This window comes from Acinetobacter sp. V91_7, from assembly GCF_031799075.1.
In the GTDB taxonomy this organism is placed as follows: domain Bacteria; phylum Pseudomonadota; class Gammaproteobacteria; order Pseudomonadales; family Moraxellaceae; genus Acinetobacter; species Acinetobacter calcoaceticus.
In genome coordinates this window covers 65,796-83,676 of sequence record NZ_JAVQNT010000029.1, presented here as the reverse complement: position 1 = coordinate 83,676, position 17,881 = coordinate 65,796, and the positions used below count along the sequence as shown (strand labels likewise).

Genomic DNA, 17,881 nt, shown 5'->3' with positions numbered 1-17,881 from the left:
TTATTACTTAAACCACTTCTTCAAGTTCTTCAATTTCAAAAACCTGACGTAAATAAGCCAAGAAAGTATCGTTATCAGTCATGGTTTTACCTGGACTATCAGAAATTTTCGCAACCGACTGACCATTACATTCGACTAGTTTCAACACAATATTGAGCGGCTTTTGCCCCATATCATTAGTCAAATTAGTTCCAATACCAAAACTCACCTGAAAACGATCTTTAAAGTATTGATGTAATTCCCATGCTTTTGGCAAATTAAGACCATCGCTAAAAGTCAGCATTTTGGTTTTGGTATCAATTTTTAATTTACGATAATGCGCATAAGCCTTATCGCCCCATTCGTAAGGGTCACCACTGTCATGGCGTAAGCCATCAAATAGTTTCGCAAAATACAAGTCAAAATCTCTGAGGAACGCATCCATACCAACAACGTCAGTCAAAGCAATTCCTAAATCTCCACGGTATTCTTGTACCCATGTTTCTAAAGCAGCTTTCTGAAAATCACGTAGACGGACATCAAGAGCCTGAAAAGCTTGTAGGAATTCATGGGCCATGGTTCCAATTGGCGTAATGTTTAACTCTTTAGCAAGTAACACATTACTTGTACCACGGAATACATTTGGCACGGTTTTATGAAAAGCTGCCACAACATGCTTTTGCCATACGAAGCTATAACGGCGACGTGTACCAAAATCAGAGACTAAAAATGGTGGGTCATTCGGTTTTTGAGTTTTTTCATATTGCTGAACCAATTCAAGCTTGGCTTGTAAACGGCGCTCACCCTCAGCCCATACTTCATCGTTTTTAATACGGCTAAAATAAAGTTCATTTACAATTGCCAATACAAAAATTTCAAACATCATGGCTTGGACCATCGGACCTTCAATACGAATATCCAAACGACCTTCCGCATCAATGCTGGCCTGAATAAAGCGCCTTTTCAGTTGAAATAATTCCAAATAATCAACAAAGTCACTTTTGATAAAGCGTAATTTACGCAAATATTGAAGCTCGTCTTCTTTATATTTAAGACTACATAAATAGTCGAGTTGCTCGTTTAAATCATCCAAAATATCTACTAGTGGATAGACAGTATCTTCTAAATTTCTACAGCGGAAATGATAGACGCTATGAGTTTGCGGAAATTTATGCAAAACCACCTGTAACATCGTAAATTTGTACAAGTCTGTATCTAGTAAAGAATGGATAATTGGAGACATAGTCAGTGATTATTCGCTTGCTTCTTAGCATTAAAGCATATTTTTATAAATGAATTGCGAGCTTTTAGACCATTGTTGCAGCTCCGTGAAATTTCCTTTTAAAAATCATTTAATTTAATTTCTGCTAAACTACGCCAATTCAATCAATTGCAGAAATTTGCTTTAACTATGCGTGCTTTAATACAACGAGTTCTTGAAGCTAAAGTGGTGGTTGACGGTGAGACTACCGGTGAAATCCAACAAGGCTTATTGGTTTTTTTAGGCATCGGCCGTGATGACACTTTAGCGATTGGCCAAAAGCTTATTGATAAGATTTTGAAATATCGTATCTTTGATGACGAACAGGGCAAAATGGGCTGGAATGTCTCTCAAGCAAATGGTGGAATCCTGCTTGTTTCGCAATTTACCCTGATGGCTCAAACGCAAAAAGGTTTACGTCCAGATTTTGGTCCAGCCATGCCGCCAGCAGATGCCAAAGCGTTATATGAACAGCTGGTTGAATATGCCCATTCACAATTTGAAAAAGTTCAAACCGGCATTTTTGCAGCCGATATGAAAGTTCATTTAATTAATGATGGTCCAGTTACGTTTAACTTGGAAGTCGAAGCATAGATATAAAAAAACTCCCATTTGGGAGTTTTTTTATATCTGGCAATTAACGACCAGTTTTCTCTTTAATAAAAGCACGTGCCTGACGTACTTTATCTTTAACTGGTTTTGGCAATTTAGGTGGAATGAGTCTAGCCACTTGGTTAAACCAAACCAATAGGCTGAAGTCACCTTCCATTTTAATGCTGCCGTTTTGCATACCTGTCATAAATGCAGTTGGGTCACCTTTAATCAAAGTTTTTACACCCTGTTCGCTATCTGCAAACTGCAAGATAAAATCAGCTTTTTCAGGTGCGCCTGCAACCGTGTCAATCTGTCCATTATTAATAATGATCTGACGTGCAACACCTAAATCCGTACCGATCTGAATACGGAATGCGCGGTCATGAATCAATTCAATAAACTTAGGGCTAGTACGTGCCAATTGCTTCATACGCAGCACTAAACCTGCTACCAATAAATCTAACGGGTCTGTACTGACATCAACGAGAGGTAACTTGACTACAGGTATAGAAGAAAGTTTCATGAACATTCACGCCTATTGTATTTTTATGAAAACTTTAGAGCAAAACTCAACAAGGACATACCATTGCTTGTGTTTTGTGCATCAACTGATAATTTTTAGCTGGCAACGCAATCTAGATGAAACGTCAACAGACGCATCTATCGTAGCATAACTGGCTATTTTTTAATAAATGCTTTGTATAATAAAAATCATGTTTCGTAAATAAAAAAGGCATGCTGTGCATACCTCTTTACCGTTAGATAACAATTTAATTATCGGCTAGAACATTGCTGCTGATCATCTTCATATACTGGCGTGTGTTCTATATATTGGCGATTTGCCAAAGCCTTTTGTGCCTGTTTATCCTCACGTAACAAAACAAATGTAACCATTACCATCGCTAGACTTAGTGCAGTTAAATAACTATATGTGACTGGCATTTCAAAAGTGACTTGAACTCCAAAACGGACCACTTCCAATAGCCCCCAAAAGAACATCCCTGCAAGCATAAAACCAAGCCAACGACGGTAAGGAGAAAAGAAAACAGCAACAAGCGCGACAGCGATCAAGCTGAATCCGGCGATAGCGGCAAAATTCGCTGTTACCATAGAAACCTCCGTCTTAATGAAAACGTCTAAAAAGATTCGGTCTTAAAAACCCGACCTCATTCCAAAAACAACTTTAATTCATAATTTGTGTTGAAGCTTAGGATGCATTATGGATGTTTTTTTTTAGAAAAAAAGACCCGTTATTTCTTAATGCGACACACTTTGTCGCAACATTCTTTTGTCATTACATTTTTGTAAAATTAAAAAAGTTCGATTCCCTATATGGCATCAATTCTGGCGTGTCATTACAAAAAAATATGCTGTTTTTAAGGACCAAAATAAGTTTTTTTCAGATTTTTTTATTGCCTTTTTTCTGTGCACGATTTGAGCATAACATACTTGTTTTTATGACGATTCTGCATAAAAAAAGCGCTACTCTGAAGTAGCGCTTAAAGCTTAGCCTTATAGGTTAAGCACGGTTTAAATCTTTGTCATGCATGCCCAGCAAATACAGCACACCATCCAAGCCAACACTTGAAATAGCCTGATTTGCATTTTGACGAACTAAAGGTTTAGCACGGTAAGCAACACCTAGGCCCGCAATCGCAAGCATAGGTAGATCGTTTGCACCATCTCCTACCGCCATGGCTTGCTCTAAAGAAATGCCCATTTTATTCGCAAGTTCGCGTAATAGCTCAGCTTTACGTGCGCCATCAACAATTGCGCCTTTAACCACACCTGTTACAAAGCCATCTTGCACATCTAAAATGTTGGCATGAACTTCATCAATACCGAGTTTGCCTTGTAAATATTCAGCAAAATACTGGAATCCACCCGATAAAATTGCCGTTTTATAGCCGAGCGCCTTTAATGTTGAAATGAGACGTTCTGCACCTTCAGTAATGGTTAAACGCTCTGCAATTTTAGGTAAAACAGCAGCATCTAGCCCTTTTAATAATGCAACACGAGCACGGAAGCTTTGCTGGAAATCGAGTTCGCCTTGCATCGCTCTTTCAGTGATTTCAGCAACTTGTGCGCCTACCCCTGCTTCAATCGCCAACTCATCAATAACTTCTTGTTCAATTAATGTTGAGTCCATATCAAAACAAACTAAACGACGGTTACGTCGATAAGCGTTGTCTTCTTGAACAGCAACATCAATGTTTAATTCGCTTGAAAGACGTAAACATGCTGCACGCATGGCTTGTGCATCTAAAGTTGGACCACTACTTAAACCAAACTGTACACATGCACGACGTGGAAATGCGCTATCCTTTTCAAAGTCGACACGGCCTGATAATCGGGTAACAGTTTCAATGTTAAAGCCTTGGCTAGACACAATTTGTGTAACTGCTTGTAAGTGGGCAGCAGTGAGTTCAGGTGCCAAAGCCGTGACGATATAACGAGTACGACCGCCTTCACTTACCCATTGATCGTATTCTGCGCCTGTGATTGGTTTAAAGCGCACTGTTAAGCCAATATCATGTGCTAAAATCAGAATTTCTTTCATTGCCAATGCGGTCGCAGTTTCATTATCTGACGCGACTACAATGCCCAATGTGAGTTGATTATGAATAACAGCCTGACCTACATCCAGTATTTGCAATGAATGTACGGATAGTACTTGCATTAATCGGGTAAACTGGTTTGGTTGGTCTGGTCCTAAAAAGGATATAAGAATGATTTCTCGCATGAATTGACTCTAGTCTGAGTGACAACTATTGTAAGAATCATAATCGAATTTCAATATAATTGCCTTGGAAGTTTAACTTGATTGCGCCTAGACAAGGGCTATTTGCTAGCCTACTGATCGTTAGTTTTGCATTGCATACCTTTTTATTGGTGATTGCAACGACACACCAGCTCAATGAAAACCGTGCGAGTCAAGGTCAGCTCATGACCAGTCAGCTCGTTGCAGACAGCTTATCTGAGCTAGAACCTGCCAATACGGTGTCTTTAGCTCTGATTGCCAATCGCTATGCGACCAATCCAAGCGTTGCGTCTATTCGCATTCTTGATGCCAATAAACAAGTGTTGGCAACGAGCGGAATTTCGAAAACTCGCCAAGGTGAGATTTTTGCTCGCGATGCGCTGCAAAATGAAAAGAAAGTGGGTTCTATCGAGATTACGCTTATTCAGCCAAGTATTGGGGAAATTCTCCGCACTCAATGGCTGGCAATCTTAGCTTCTCTGTTTTTGCATGTTCTATTATGGCTTGCCTATCGCGCCATTGCTCGTCCGACCCGTAGCGAATATTTGGCACGTATTAACGAAGAAAACCGCTTAAAACATGAAATTCAGCAGTTAACTCAGGCATTGGCTCTAGAAAAACAAAATACAGTAACGTTGGTTGCTCAAGCCCAACAACAAGCGAAAGGTAAACCAGCGGTTCGTCCTCAGCCAGAGAAAACAGCAGATTCAGCTGACCAACATATGTTGGCACTCAATATTCAGTTTTATGACCCTAAACAGTTATTAAGCAGTGTTAACCAGTCAGTATCTGTTCCGTACTTTAAACTCTGTCAGCTCTTTTTAAACAAGAGTATTGAGTTATGCGTTAAGCATTACCAGTTAAAGCTATCGGACATTGAAGTTGTAAATGAATTTAATGCTGACGGCGCTACACTTGCGATTTCAACTTCGCATACTCACGCTGTAGAGTGTCTGCTTATGATTGGAACCGTATTCCAGTTGCTCTCTGACGTTTTATATAAACGTTACCGTGAAGATAAACGCTTTGCTTTGCAAACGCGTAGTGCAACTTGTAATGCTGTAGAAGCGATGCAAATTGATGCGAAAGAAGCTGCTCAACGTTTAGCACAGCATCTTCATGCGAAAGAATCTGCTTTATATCTTGAGAATGATCAACTCAAGGCAATTCAAGACAGCTATCAACTTGTTGCAATGCCAAATCCAAGCAATGTCATGACTCGCCATGCCTTTATGATCAATGGCATGAATGCAGAGTGTGCTGAACTTGCTCAAAATATCCGGACTGAAATTTTGATGGGGAAAAAATCAATCCCACAAAATGATAGTCCAAGCAGTGCAGCTTCCTAAAAAGTAAGTGCGCATATTGGAACCTAGCCTTTTGGCTAGGTTTTTTTTATTTAAATTCATCGTTTTTATTTTAAATTATTCCATTTTCTTATGATTTATTTGTATAAATAAAGCTGGATCTATTCTATCTCGTTGCAAATTTGGATAAATCAGAATCATAGGCAAAATTCTCTAAACAGCGTAAACTATGCAAAATTTATTAAATAGAAATTGTCTTACGACAAAAAAAGGTGAAAGCGAATGCCGCTGAGTCGTGTTGAAGATCTTGTCGCCGATATTCGTGCAGGCAAAATGGTTATCTTGATGGATGACGAAGATCGCGAAAATGAAGGTGATCTTGTCATTGCAGCAACGCATGTTCGTCCTGAAGATATTAACTTCATGATTACCCATGCACGTGGTCTAGTTTGCCTAACGTTAAGCCGTGAGCGCTGTAAGCAGTTAAACCTTCCCTTGATGGTTGACCAAAACGGTGCTCAGCATAGTACAAACTTTACACTATCAATCGAAGCAGCTGAAGGTATTACAACTGGTATTTCAGCAGCAGAGCGTGCACATACAATTCAAGCTGCTGTCGCAGCGCATGCAAAGCCAAGTGATATTGTACAACCGGGCCATATTTTCCCATTAATGGCACAACCAGGCGGTGTTCTACATCGTGCAGGTCATACTGAAGCGGGCTGTGATTTAACACGCTTAGCAGGTCTTGAACCAGCTTCTGTCATTTGTGAAATCATCAATGAAGATGGCACAATGGCGCGCCGTGCAGATTTAGAAATTTTTGCCGAGAAGCATGGCTTAAAAATTGGTACAATTGCGGACTTGATTCATTACCGCATGACCAATGAGCAAACGGTTGAACGTCTGGATCAAAAAACCATTCAAACAGAATATGGTTCATTTGAACTCTATCGTTATCGTGAGATTGGTAACCCAGACATCCATTTGGCTTTAGTCAAAGGCGAGCCAAAAGAAGGTGTTACAACAGTACGTGTACATGGTTTCAGTCCAATTCGCGATTTGCTTAAGCTAAATAAGGCTGATGGTGAACCTGCGTGGAATCTAGACCGTGCACTACAGACAATTGCAGCGAGTGATCGCGGTGTTTTAGTCTGGATCGGGCAAGATCATTTGCAAGACTTGGGACCAGCGTTGGATGATTTAAATAAGCCAAAACCGGTGAAATCCAATGCAGCACTTTCACATCAATATCAAACCATTGGTGTAGGCGCTCAAATTTTGCGTGACTTAGGTGTTGAAAAAATGAAGCTTCTTAGCTCACCATTACGTTTCAATGCTTTATCTGGCTTTAATTTAGAAGTAGTGGAATATGTCACTGCTGATCAAATCACAACGAAATAATCGAGGTTGCTATGGCAATTCGCCGTATTGAAGGTTTATTACATCTCGCAAGCGAAGGTCGTTATGCGATTTTAGTGGGTCGTTTCAACAGTTTTGTTGTTGAACACTTATTGGATGGTGCAATCGACACATTAAAACGTCATGGTGTAAATGAAGATAACATTACTGTTATTCATGCTCCTGGCGCATGGGAACTCCCGATTGTTGCTAAAAAATTAGCTACATCAAACCAATTTGATGCAATCATCGCACTTGGCGCAGTTATTCGTGGTAGCACACCACACTTTGACTTCGTTGCTGGTGAATGTGCAAAAGGTTTAGGTGTAGTCGCGTTAGAAAGCAGCTTGCCTGTCATCAATGGTGTATTAACTACTGATAGCATCGAGCAAGCCATCGAACGTTCAGGTACAAAAGCAGGTAATAAAGGTAGCGAAGCTGCTTTAACTGCAATTGAAATGGTTAATTTATTAAAGGCAATTTAAAGCATGTCTCAAACACTGCAAGCCGCTTATGCAGCAAAACGCAAAGCACGTCGTTTTGCTGTACAAGGTATTTATGAGTGGCAAATGAGTCACAACCCTGTACATGAAATTGAAGCACGTACTCGTGCTGAAAATGCGATGCACAAGGTAGACTTAAATTACTATCACGAACTACTAACGCAAGTGATTGCACAGCGCGAAGATCTTGATGCATTGTTAATTCCGGTACTTGACCGTGAACTTAGTGCACTTGATGGTGTAGAGCTCGCAACCTTACGTTTAGGTGCTTACGAGTTGCGTGATCATTTAGAAGTACCTTATCGTGTAGTTCTTGATGAAGCCATTGAACTCGCCAAACACTTTGGTGGAGCAGATAGCCATAAATACATTAATGGCGTTTTAGATCGTTTAAGTTCAACACTACGTAGTGCTGAAAAACAACAAGCAAACTAATAGGTTTGAAGTTGATATGGCTGAGTTTTCTATTATTGACCAATACTTTAACAGACAATCTTACACAGATGTCACCTTAGGTATTGGAGATGACTCAGCCTTAATCACCCCTCCCCAAAATCAACAATTGGTGATCTGTGCAGATACGCTAGTTGCTGGTCGTCACTTCCCTCTTGATACCTCTCCCCATGCAATTGGCTGGAAAAGTGTGGCTGTCAATCTTTCAGATATTGCTGCCATGGGTGCTAAACCTCATAGTATTTTACTTGCGTTAAGCTTACCTACCATTGACCATGAATGGCTTGAAGGATTCAGTCAGGGAATCTATGACTGCTGTAATCAATTTGGTGTTGCTCTCATTGGTGGAGATACAACCCAAGGTCCACATCTCACCATTACCGTCACGGCCATGGGCTGGATTGAAGCTGGACAAGCTGTGTTACGTTCAGGCGCAAAAGTCGGTGACTATGTTTGTCTGAGTGGTCAAGTTGGAGATGCAGCTTATGGTTTACAACACCTAGGTCATCCCTTACAACAACGACTAGACTACCCAACACCACGTTGTCAGCTAGGACAACAGTTGAAGGGTCTTGCTTCTAGCATGATTGATATTTCTGATGGATTAGCCCAAGATTTAGGCCATATTTTAAAAGCTTCAAAGGTCGGTGCTCGATTACTTTTAGAAAAGTTACCGATTGATTCAACGCTAGAAAAACTACCAGAACAGCAGCGCTGGCAATATGCGCTAGCTGGTGGTGATGACTACGAATTATGTTTTACAATAACACCGCAAAATTATGAAAAACTTTTGCAAAAACAACTAGACATTAAGATTACAATGATCGGACAGATCGTTGAGCAAACACAACTAACTTTTGAGCACTTGGGTTCAGATTACCCATTGCAAATTCATGGATACCAACACTTTGCATAAGCCGCCGATTCATTTTAAAGACATGTCTTGGTTCAACCGCTGCATCGTTTTCTGTGGAGTTGGTTTCGGATCTGGTCTCGCACCTAAAGCCCCTGGTACTTTTGGCTCTGCCTTTGCCCTACTCTTCGTTCCGATCTGGTTATCGCTTGGATTTAACTTAAGCTTAATCGCGATGATTATCATGTCCTTGGTCGGGATTTATATTTGTGGTCAAACAGCAAAAGTTATAAACGTACACGATGATGGTCGAATTGTGTGGGATGAATTTGCAGGGCAATCTATTACCTTTCTTCCTCTCATTTATTTACAACAAATGAACTGGATGTGGGTGATCGTCGGCTTCATATTATTTCGAATTTTCGATGTTTGGAAACCTTGGCCTATCCGTGTTATTGATCGTCAAGTGCATGGTGGTTTTGGTATTATGCTTGACGATATTATTGCCGGTGTATGGGCTGCTCTTTGTACACTAATTATTATCCATTTGACTTAATCATTAGAGTTATACATGTCAACTACCGTCATTATTCTTGCTGCTGGCAAAGGAACGCGTATGCGTTCTCAGCTTCCTAAAGTATTACAACCTTTAGCGGGTCGCCCACTATTAGGGCATGTCATTCAAACGGCAAAACAATTACAAGCTAAAAATATTATTACGATTTATGGTCATGGTGGTGACCGCGTACAACAAACATTTGCCCAAGAAAATATTCAGTGGGTTGAACAAGCTGAACAACTTGGTACAGGTCATGCCGTACAAATGACTTTACCCGTACTCCCTAAAGAGGGTGTTTCACTGATTTTATCAGGCGATGTACCATGTATTAATGCAAATACGTTGCAAAAATTATTAGATGCATCGACTCAGACAGGAATTGGCTTAGTTACGCTCACTGTGGATGATGCAACAGGTTATGGCCGTATTGTGCGCCAAGATGGAAAAATCCAAGCCATTGTTGAACATAAAGATGCAAATGAAGCACAACGCCAAATTAAAGAATTTAATACAGGCATTTACTGTGTTAGCAATGCAAAACTCCATGAATGGTTGCCTAAACTTTCAAATGAAAATGCACAGGGCGAATATTACTTAACCGACATCGTTGCAATGGCAATTGCAGATGGTTTAGAAGTTGCCTCTGTTGAACCAGAGCTTGCTTTTGAAGTTGAAGGTGTAAATGACCGCTTACAACTTGCAGCTTTAGAACGCCAGTTTCAGCAAGAGCAAGTCAAAAAGCTAATGCAGCAAGGTGTAATGTTCTTTGATCCTGCACGCTTTGATTTACGTGGCTCTGTAAAAGTTGGACAAGACGTTCGTATTGACATCAATGTTATTATTGAAGGTGAATGTGAGCTTGGTGATTTTGTAGAAATCGGCGCTGGCTGTATTTTAAAGAACACCAAAATTGCAGCAGGCACTAAAGTTCAAGCCTATAGCGTTTTTGATGGCGCAGTTGTAGGCGAAAATGCTCAAATTGGACCATTTGCACGCTTACGCCCAGGGGCTAAATTGGCAAATGAAGTGCATATCGGCAACTTTGTTGAAGTTAAAAACACATCGATTGGACTAGGTAGTAAAGCTAACCATTTCACATACTTAGGTGATGCAGAAATCGGTGCTGAATCAAATATTGGGGCAGGTACAATTACTTGCAATTATGACGGTGCAAATAAACACAAAACCACTATTGGCGATGCCGTTTTTATCGGTTCTAATAGCTCGCTGGTTGCTCCGGTGACCATTGGGAATGGCGCAACAGTTGGTGCGGGTTCTGTGATTACGAAAGATGTAGCCGAACAAAGTCTCTCCTTTGAACGTGCGCAACAAATTTCAAAAGCAAATTATCAACGTCCCCAAAAGGTTAAAAAATAAGAGGATTGAAGTATGTGTGGTATCGTCGGAGGCGTTGCAGAGCGTTGTGTAACTGAGATTTTAATTGAAGGTTTAAAACGTCTTGAATACCGTGGTTATGATTCTGCGGGTGTTGCTTTACTAAATAATCAACAAATTTTACGTGAGCGCCGTGTAGGTAAAGTCATCAATCTTGCAGATGCAGTTGCTGAACACCAACTTACAGGGGCTATCGGCATTGCGCATACTCGTTGGGCAACACACGGTAAACCAACTGAAAATAATGCTCACCCGCATATGTCTGGTAAGGTTGCTGTTGTACATAACGGTATCATTGAAAACTATCAAGAACTAAAAGATGACCTTCAAGCGTTAGGTTATGTTTTTACTTCTCAAACAGATACTGAAGTTGTTGCACACTTAGTTGCTGAAGCCCTAAAAAGCACAGATAGCCTTTTAGACGCTGTTGAAACTGTTGTACCACAGCTTAAGGGTGCTTACGCTTTAGGTATTATCCACAGCGATTATCCAGATGAACTGATTACTGTACGTGAAGGTTCACCTTTAGTCATTGGTGTAGGTATTGGTGAAAACTTTATTAGTTCAGACCAACTTGCACTTTTACCTGTGACTAATCGCTTTATATACCTAGAAGAAGGCGATATTGCACGTCTTACACGTACTTCAATTGAAGTATTTGCAAATGGCGAGCGCGTTGAGCGTCCAGTGCGAGAGCTTGATGCAACCGTAAGCAGTGCATCAAAAGGTGAATACAAGCACTACATGCTCAAAGAAATTTATGAGCAACCAGAAGCAATCAAGCAAACGATTTCTCAAGCACTTGATGGCAATAACTTACGTGATGATTTCTTGAAAAATGCTGAAGCAGATTTCAACAAAATTCAAAGCGTACAAATCATTGCTTGTGGTACAAGTTACCATTCAGGAATGATTGCGAAATATTGGTTTGAGCAACTGATTGGTGTGCCTTGCCAAGTTGAAATTGCAAGTGAATTCCGCTATCGCACCCCTGTAATTGTTGAAAATACACTTTATATTTGTATTTCACAGTCAGGTGAAACAGCCGATACATTAGCGGCGCTACGCGAAACTCAAAAACGTGCTAAAGCAAACAATATCGATATTCAGACTTTAACCATCTGTAACGTTGCGACGTCTTCAATGGTTCGTGAAACTGATCACCACTTATTGACGCTTGCTGGTCCTGAAATTGGTGTTGCATCAACTAAAGCGTTCACGACTCAGCTCGCTGCTCTTATGTTGTTGATCCTTAAAATTGGACAAGTTAAACAACGTATTAGCCCTGCTATTCTTGAAGAAATTACACGTGAGCTATGGCACAGCCCGAAAGTTATTCTTGATACGCTTAAACATGATCCAGAAATTTTGCGTTTGTCTGAATTATTCGTTGAAAAAAATCACTGCTTATTCTTAGGCCGTGGTACGAATTATCCAATCGCATTAGAAGGCGCATTAAAGCTAAAAGAAATTTCATATATTCATGCAGAAGGCTATGCAGCTGGTGAGTTAAAACACGGTCCATTAGCACTTGTTGATAATGAAATGCCGATCGTGATTCTTGCTCCGCATGATGAAATGCTTGATAAGCTCAAATCAAATATGGAAGAAGTTCAGGCACGTGGTGGTGAATTATTTGTTTTCGCTGACGAAAATAGCGGAATCAGTGGAAAAGACCGTCAACACGTTGTGCATATTCCAGCAGTAAACGAATGGCTAGCTCCAATTGTTTATAGCGTACCAGTTCAGCTATTGTCTTATCACGTTGCTGTATTACGTGGTACAGACGTTGACCAGCCACGTAACTTGGCGAAATCAGTAACTGTAGAGTAATTCAAAAAAGATCATTATTAAGGCATCACCTGCTTTAATAACTGATTGATTAAGCCCGATATGTGTAAGTGCATATCGGGCTTTTTTATTGCGTTCATACGGCTACACAGCCCCTTTCCCGTGAAAGAAAATCGAGTTTAATAATAGAGAAGTCCCCTAGGACCCTGTGTCACAACTGACTTTTTACTTTTGCGCTGATTTAAAGTTTGAGAGATCATTGCGACACAGAGATAAAGGAGCTAAGCGAACTTAGCCCATTTCAGTTTTGTCGCAGCGTCGAATGCTGCTGAACAAGTTAGGGGCAAAGTCCTGTGGGAGATCAGGACTTTGCAAACTGGTGTGTTTTAAACGTTGTACGGTTTGAGATGAATACACCTGTGTAAGCTGTTGGCAAATACAATTGCAACTGGCTTGCATGTGTTCACCTGACAAGCAAATTCTTTTAAATTCCTGCTGAGCATTGGCATCATCATTTGTAATACTGTAAGCACCGACCACAAGATTTAAAACTAATATAAATTTATGAAGTTTCATATTATTCTCATGATTATTTATATCTTTAAATAAAATAAAAATATGATTCATCCAAATATTAAAATATTTTTTAAATAATAATTAACCCTCCCACAAATATAGGAAATTAAAATAATTAAAATTTTAAAATAGAAATAATTTATTAATTTAAAAAAATCAGGTCGCAAAAACCCAAATTTTAAATAAATAAAATAATTAAATAAGAAAGAAAATGAGTTTGAATAGTGGCATAGCCAACTCCTTAAAAATGGAGTCCTACCACCAGATCACCGCGAATTAATTTATGGTGGTAGAACGGAAAGAGGTTGACAGACTAGACTTAGCGACCAGCACGCGCGAACGCGTCCCCCTTCCGCCCTACCATAGAGAAAAAGGGGGCACAAAGGTTCCACATGGGAAATACTAAGGAAGTATAACCCATTTGCTAAGTACGGTCTGTCAAAACCGTCTGGCAATGTAGGCCAGCAACGAAATATTAATCGGTATAATAAAGAACGTCAATTTATTTTAATAAAAAAGTTTAAATATAATAATTTTATTAATATTTAAATAATATTATCCTCTTTATTATACCTATGGTTTTTAATTAAATTTAAAATATAAAACTGAGTTATATATATTTAGTTAATAAAATAGATTTATCGTTAATTTTAATTTAACAGTTTATATAAATACGTCTAAGATGAGAAAAGTTAAGTATAAAAAATATCTTAATCTAGGTGCTCTGAGCTTAGAGTTTTGTGATTGAGATTTTTTGACAGTGACTCTAAAAGTTAGATCAAGTTATTTTGAGTTTTTATAGCCATAAATCTGATTATAAAATTGAAATACTTATAAATTTCATATACTTTAAATTGTTTAAAATTCACTCAAAAATAGTAACAATAAGATAGGTAAAACATGATTTCTTTAGAGCTTTTCATTACATTTTTAATTACTACAATTATTTTTGCTTATATTCCGGGTCCGGCAATGCTTTATACGGCTGCACAGACGCTTTCTCGCGGCAGAAAATCTGGTTTGATGGCAGCATTTGGAATTTTCTTAGGAGGTTGTTTTCATATCATTGCAGCCTCTTTAGGCTTAACGACCATCTTTCAAATTACTCCAAAACTCTATGATATTATTAAGATTTTAGGTGCTTTGTATTTAGTTTGGTTAGGCATTAAATTAATTAGATCTACCTCGTCCCCTACTGTTCAGCAAAATGTTGAAAATGGTCAGTTATCTTTGAAGCAGAGCATTCTGGTCGAAGTTTTAAACCCTAAAACCGCTATTTTTTATATCGCATTTTTACCTCAATTTATTAATACTTCATTAGATTTTCCAGTTTGGTCTCAATTCATCATTTTAGGGTTGATTGTGAATCTAATCTTTGTTTCTGCTGATGTTGTTTGTGTGTTTTTAGCCAATTACATCAGTCAAAAATTAACTAAATCAAAGAAGCCCCAAAAATCTATGTCAGTTATGGGTGGACTCATTTTTATGGGACTAGGCCTTTTTCTTGGCTTTAAAAACCAGTAGTTTCTACGGGTAAATGTTTACCTAACAATGAAAAAGTAACGTCCGCAACTTCCAACGGGTCTGAACTGGTCCAAATAATATGATTCCCCTCATTTGGACTTTCAGAACTTAACTTATATTGATTGAGCTGCCGAATTAATTGCGCTGTTACAGCTTCGGAAGGCTCAATAATTTGGATATCATGGCCTACAATTTCCTGAATCGTATCTGAGACAAACGGATAGTGGGTGCACCCTAAAATAATCGTATCGACTTTTTGTTCGACCAACGGCGCCAAAATATTTTCTAAATAATCCTTAACTTCCGCTGTATGCGCTTTACCCGTTTCAATTTTTTCGGCTAAGCCAATACAAGGCACTAAAGAGACTTTAATATCTTGCGCATACGCTTCAATTAAACTTTTTAAGTTTTTGCCCTTTACCGTAGTTGCAGTTGCCAAAACAGCAATATGCTTGCTTTGTGTGATTGCTACAGCTGGTTTTACCGCTGGTTCGATCGCAATAAGAGGCACGTTAATTTGCGCTCTGATTGTTTCAATGGCTACAGCCGTCATGGTGTTACAAGCAATCACGATTGCCTTACATTTACCCTGTGCAACTAGATTTGAGATTAGATGCGTGGTTCTTGAAACAATCCAGTCGCTCTCTTTATCCCCATACGGGACATATTTCGAGTCAGCGAAATAGATAATATCTTCATTCGGAAGTGCCTGCCGAATGTGCTTAAATAGAGACAGTCCGCCTAAACCAGAATCAATCATTCCAATCGGGTTATTCTTCTGGTTCATTATTTTTCCAATTTTAAATTCTAAAAGAGACTATATTTTTCATTATTATATTATGTTTTCTATCTGTTTTTAAATCAGGCCCAACGAGGACCTGACCTAAATTTCGATTTTTGCTTTAAGCTGCCGCTTTTTGTTCCTTAATCCAATTTTTAATACGGGCATCCAATATATTTAAAGGCAGTGTTCCTGCATTTAAAATCATGTCATGGAACGCTTTTATATCAAAACGATCTCCGAGCTCATGTTTGGCTAGCTCCCGTAGCTCTAAAATTTTTAGTTGTCCCATCTTGTAAGCTAATGCTTGGGCAGGAATAGCAATATAGCGATCTGTCTCTGCATGAATATCTGGTTCATCTAACGCAGAATGTTCTCGCATAAAATCAATCATTTGCTGACGGGTCCACTTTTTATAATGTACCCCTGTGTCAACCACTAGACGACAAGCACGGAACAACTCACTCGATAGTCTTCCATAGTCTGAAAGCGGGTCGTTATAGAAACCCACATCTTTACCCAACTGCTCTGCATAAAGCGCCCATCCTTCAATATAAGCAGTATGGTTGGGTTGCTTTCGGAACATCGGTAAATTTGGCAGGTTTTGGGCAATATCAATCTGCATATGATGCCCAGGAATTGCCTCATGGTAGGCAGTCGCTTCCATTGATATTTTGGAACGTTCAGAGAAATCCCCTGTATTCACATACACTTGTCCGGGGCGTGAACCATCAGGTGTTCCTTGGTGATACTCCGCACCTGCCGCTTCTTTTTCTCGATATTGCTCTACAGGCAAAACTTCGACTTTATTTTTTGGTAACAAACCAAAGAGCTTCGGCAACTCTGGTTGCATTTGGGCAATATACCCCCGATAAATCTCTAAAATTTCTTCACGAGATTTTGGGAAAACAGCGGGATTTGTTTTTAAGGATTGTTGGAAACTTTTTAAGTCATTGAAACCTTGTGCTTTGGCAATTTTCAGCATTTCCGCTTCTATACGAGCAACTTCTTTTAACCCAAGCTGATGAATAGTTTCAGGGCTTTCAGAGGTTGTCGTATTATTTTCTACATAATAGCGATAAAGCTCGTCACCTTTTGGCAAGCTCCATATACCCTCGTGTTGTCGTCCATACGGTAAGTAATCTTTCTGAATAAACGTCCCTAGTTTTTGATAAGCAGGCCGAACATGCTGATCTATGGCCTGTAGTATTTCACGGCTTAAACGCTCTTGTTCTGCTTTCGAAATATTTTTTGGAAATTGCTTTAATGGAGAAGCAAAAACACTGTCCTTCCCTACGGGAGCTGCAATGCTATTAATCTGCTTTGCCACCTTTTCAATTAAATATTTGGGTGGCATCAAGCCATCTTTTTGTCCTTGTTTCGCTAACTGAATACCTTGATCAAGAATAGGAGGGATTTGTTTTAAACGAGCAATATAGTCTTGATATTGCTTAGTATTATCAAAGGGAATCGAACTAATAAACCCCGGAAATTGCAAATGCAGTCCCCACATTTGATTGAAAGGCATCTCATACAATTTCAAATCATAACTTTTAAGTGTCTCTTTCAACTGATAAATCATTAGATCTTTATTTAATTGATCAGTTGCTGAAAACCCTGTGCTATCAATTGCTTCAAAACGTTTTAAAAAATTTTGAGTACTTTTTTTATCTTTCTCGATCTGATTTTTTGAAAGCTCAGTCCATTGATTGTTGTAGCGTAAATCTCCTAAAACGGTTGCAGTTTCAGGATTATTTTTTAAAGTGTATTCCCACTGTTCTTGTAAAAGCTGGTTTAAAGCTTTCACCCGAACAGAGACATTACTGTTTTGTTTAGATTGTAATTTTTCGATGGTATTTGTATTAGTTTCGGGGGTTGCAGCATCAGAAGAATGAGACATCCAAAATAAAACACTGATACAAGCAAAATGTAAGGTTCTGTTTTTCATTTAATTATCCAGAAATATTTAACAAAGGTTAAAATAAAGACAAAACAAATTACGTGCCAAGCAGCATATAAAATGGTGTAAAAATCGAGTATTTTTTTAACTAAATGATTTTATAAATTAATTTTCTTTCTAATTAAATTATTTATAGTTGCTATCTATATTCCGTATTTGACTTTAATGTATCGGAAACTTAAA

16 protein-coding genes and 1 pseudogene are annotated in these 17,881 nt (G+C 39.0%); 10 read left to right on the top strand and 7 right to left on the bottom strand.

Annotated elements, in window-relative coordinates:
- Nucleotides 1-7: 7 nt before the first annotated feature.
- Complete coding sequence (gene pncB, locus RMB03_RS04885; RefSeq protein ID WP_045126113.1) at nt 8-1,222, bottom strand: nicotinate phosphoribosyltransferase; 1,215 nt, start codon at nt 1,220-1,222, stop codon at nt 8-10.
- A 168-nt stretch (nt 1,223-1,390) separates the two neighbouring features.
- Here pncB and dtd point away from each other — a divergent pair, with 168 nt between their 5' ends.
- Nucleotides 1,391-1,834, top strand: a complete 444-nt coding sequence (dtd, locus tag RMB03_RS04880) for a D-aminoacyl-tRNA deacylase (protein WP_004640087.1) — start codon at nt 1,391-1,393, stop codon at nt 1,832-1,834.
- Between the two features lie 43 nt (nt 1,835-1,877).
- Here the strand turns inward: dtd and RMB03_RS04875 are convergent, their stop codons facing one another.
- From RMB03_RS04875 to serB, 3 genes are all read right to left on the bottom strand, one after another.
- On the bottom strand, nt 1,878-2,357 hold the full coding sequence (locus RMB03_RS04875; protein WP_003654185.1) for a hypothetical protein: 480 nt from the start codon (nt 2,355-2,357) through the stop codon (nt 1,878-1,880).
- A gap of 251 nt (nt 2,358-2,608) precedes the next feature.
- Nucleotides 2,609-2,944: a ciprofloxacin tolerance protein AciT gene (gene aciT / locus RMB03_RS04870; RefSeq protein ID WP_004704819.1), complete on the bottom strand. Its 336-nt coding sequence runs from the start codon at nt 2,942-2,944 to the stop codon at nt 2,609-2,611.
- A gap of 409 nt (nt 2,945-3,353) precedes the next feature.
- Entirely contained in the window at nt 3,354-4,577 is a 1,224-nt protein-coding gene (gene serB / locus RMB03_RS04865) for a phosphoserine phosphatase SerB (protein ID WP_311074337.1), read from the bottom strand.
- Nucleotides 4,578-4,636: 59 nt separating this feature from the next.
- On the opposite strand from serB, the gene RMB03_RS04860 reads away from it, so the two are divergent.
- The 8 genes from RMB03_RS04860 to glmS all read left to right on the top strand — a co-directional run bounded on the left by RMB03_RS04860 (nt 4,637) and on the right by glmS (nt 12,899).
- A complete protein-coding gene (locus RMB03_RS04860) occupies nt 4,637-5,944 on the top strand; it encodes a hypothetical protein (RefSeq protein WP_080592962.1) in 1,308 nt (435 codons plus the stop codon).
- 240 nt (nt 5,945-6,184) lie between these two features.
- Complete coding sequence (gene ribBA, locus RMB03_RS04855) at nt 6,185-7,306, top strand: bifunctional 3,4-dihydroxy-2-butanone-4-phosphate synthase/GTP cyclohydrolase II (protein WP_003654193.1); 1,122 nt, start codon at nt 6,185-6,187, stop codon at nt 7,304-7,306.
- Nucleotides 7,307-7,317: 11 nt separating this feature from the next.
- Nucleotides 7,318-7,788, top strand: a complete 471-nt coding sequence (gene ribE / locus RMB03_RS04850; protein WP_002119264.1) for a 6,7-dimethyl-8-ribityllumazine synthase — start codon at nt 7,318-7,320, stop codon at nt 7,786-7,788.
- A 3-nt stretch (nt 7,789-7,791) separates the two neighbouring features.
- A complete protein-coding gene (gene nusB, locus RMB03_RS04845) occupies nt 7,792-8,241 on the top strand; it encodes a transcription antitermination factor NusB (protein ID WP_005037915.1) in 450 nt (149 codons plus the stop codon).
- A 16-nt stretch (nt 8,242-8,257) separates the two neighbouring features.
- The gene (gene thiL, locus RMB03_RS04840) at nt 8,258-9,175 is read left to right on the top strand and encodes a thiamine-phosphate kinase (protein ID WP_311074329.1); all 918 of its coding nucleotides are present in this window, start codon (nt 8,258-8,260) and stop codon (nt 9,173-9,175) included.
- On the top strand, nt 9,153-9,668 hold the full coding sequence (locus RMB03_RS04835) for a phosphatidylglycerophosphatase A (protein WP_005044357.1): 516 nt from the start codon (nt 9,153-9,155) through the stop codon (nt 9,666-9,668). Before thiL ends, RMB03_RS04835 begins: the two co-directional genes overlap by 23 nt.
- Before the next feature lie 15 nt (nt 9,669-9,683).
- Complete coding sequence (glmU, locus tag RMB03_RS04830; RefSeq protein WP_017388915.1) at nt 9,684-11,048, top strand: bifunctional UDP-N-acetylglucosamine diphosphorylase/glucosamine-1-phosphate N-acetyltransferase GlmU; 1,365 nt, start codon at nt 9,684-9,686, stop codon at nt 11,046-11,048.
- 12 nt (nt 11,049-11,060) lie between these two features.
- Complete coding sequence (gene glmS, locus RMB03_RS04825) at nt 11,061-12,899, top strand: glutamine--fructose-6-phosphate transaminase (isomerizing) (RefSeq protein WP_311074326.1); 1,839 nt, start codon at nt 11,061-11,063, stop codon at nt 12,897-12,899.
- 239 nt (nt 12,900-13,138) lie between these two features.
- Here the strand turns inward: glmS and RMB03_RS04820 are convergent.
- Nucleotides 13,139-13,433: pseudogene (locus tag RMB03_RS04820) on the bottom strand (hypothetical protein).
- Nucleotides 13,434-14,333: 900 nt separating this feature from the next.
- Between RMB03_RS04820 and RMB03_RS04815 the strand changes: the two are divergent.
- Entirely contained in the window at nt 14,334-14,957 is a 624-nt protein-coding gene (locus tag RMB03_RS04815) for a LysE family translocator (protein WP_311074323.1), read from the top strand.
- Here the strand turns inward: RMB03_RS04815 and murI are convergent.
- Complete coding sequence (gene murI, locus RMB03_RS04810; RefSeq protein WP_311074321.1) at nt 14,944-15,744, bottom strand: glutamate racemase; 801 nt, start codon at nt 15,742-15,744, stop codon at nt 14,944-14,946. The two genes, RMB03_RS04815 and murI, sit on opposite strands and share 14 nt — an antisense overlap.
- A 115-nt stretch (nt 15,745-15,859) precedes the next feature.
- Nucleotides 15,860-17,686, bottom strand: a complete 1,827-nt coding sequence (locus RMB03_RS04805; RefSeq protein ID WP_311074319.1) for a DUF885 domain-containing protein — start codon at nt 17,684-17,686, stop codon at nt 15,860-15,862.
- Nucleotides 17,687-17,881 lie beyond the last annotated feature (195 nt).

Excerpts from the sequence above, each read along its gene's own strand:
- pncB (WP_045126113.1), bottom strand. The coding sequence starts at position 1,222 with ATGTCTCCAATTATCCATTCTTTACTAGATACAGACTTGTACAAATTT.
- dtd (WP_004640087.1), top strand. The coding sequence starts at position 1,391 with ATGCGTGCTTTAATACAACGAGTTCTTGAAGCTAAAGTGGTGGTTGAC.
- RMB03_RS04875 (WP_003654185.1), bottom strand. The coding sequence starts at position 2,357 with ATGAAACTTTCTTCTATACCTGTAGTCAAGTTACCTCTCGTTGATGTC.
- aciT (WP_004704819.1), bottom strand. The coding sequence starts at position 2,944 with ATGGTAACAGCGAATTTTGCCGCTATCGCCGGATTCAGCTTGATCGCT.
- serB (WP_311074337.1), bottom strand. The coding sequence starts at position 4,577 with ATGCGAGAAATCATTCTTATATCCTTTTTAGGACCAGACCAACCAAAC.
- ribBA (WP_003654193.1), top strand. The coding sequence starts at position 6,185 with ATGCCGCTGAGTCGTGTTGAAGATCTTGTCGCCGATATTCGTGCAGGC.
- ribE (WP_002119264.1), top strand. The coding sequence starts at position 7,318 with ATGGCAATTCGCCGTATTGAAGGTTTATTACATCTCGCAAGCGAAGGT.
- nusB (WP_005037915.1), top strand. The coding sequence starts at position 7,792 with ATGTCTCAAACACTGCAAGCCGCTTATGCAGCAAAACGCAAAGCACGT.
- thiL (WP_311074329.1), top strand. The coding sequence starts at position 8,258 with ATGGCTGAGTTTTCTATTATTGACCAATACTTTAACAGACAATCTTAC.
- RMB03_RS04835 (WP_005044357.1), top strand. The coding sequence starts at position 9,153 with ATGGATACCAACACTTTGCATAAGCCGCCGATTCATTTTAAAGACATG.
- glmU (WP_017388915.1), top strand. The coding sequence starts at position 9,684 with ATGTCAACTACCGTCATTATTCTTGCTGCTGGCAAAGGAACGCGTATG.
- glmS (WP_311074326.1), top strand. The coding sequence starts at position 11,061 with ATGTGTGGTATCGTCGGAGGCGTTGCAGAGCGTTGTGTAACTGAGATT.
- RMB03_RS04815 (WP_311074323.1), top strand. The coding sequence starts at position 14,334 with ATGATTTCTTTAGAGCTTTTCATTACATTTTTAATTACTACAATTATT.
- murI (WP_311074321.1), bottom strand. The coding sequence starts at position 15,744 with ATGAACCAGAAGAATAACCCGATTGGAATGATTGATTCTGGTTTAGGC.
- RMB03_RS04805 (WP_311074319.1), bottom strand. The coding sequence starts at position 17,686 with ATGAAAAACAGAACCTTACATTTTGCTTGTATCAGTGTTTTATTTTGG.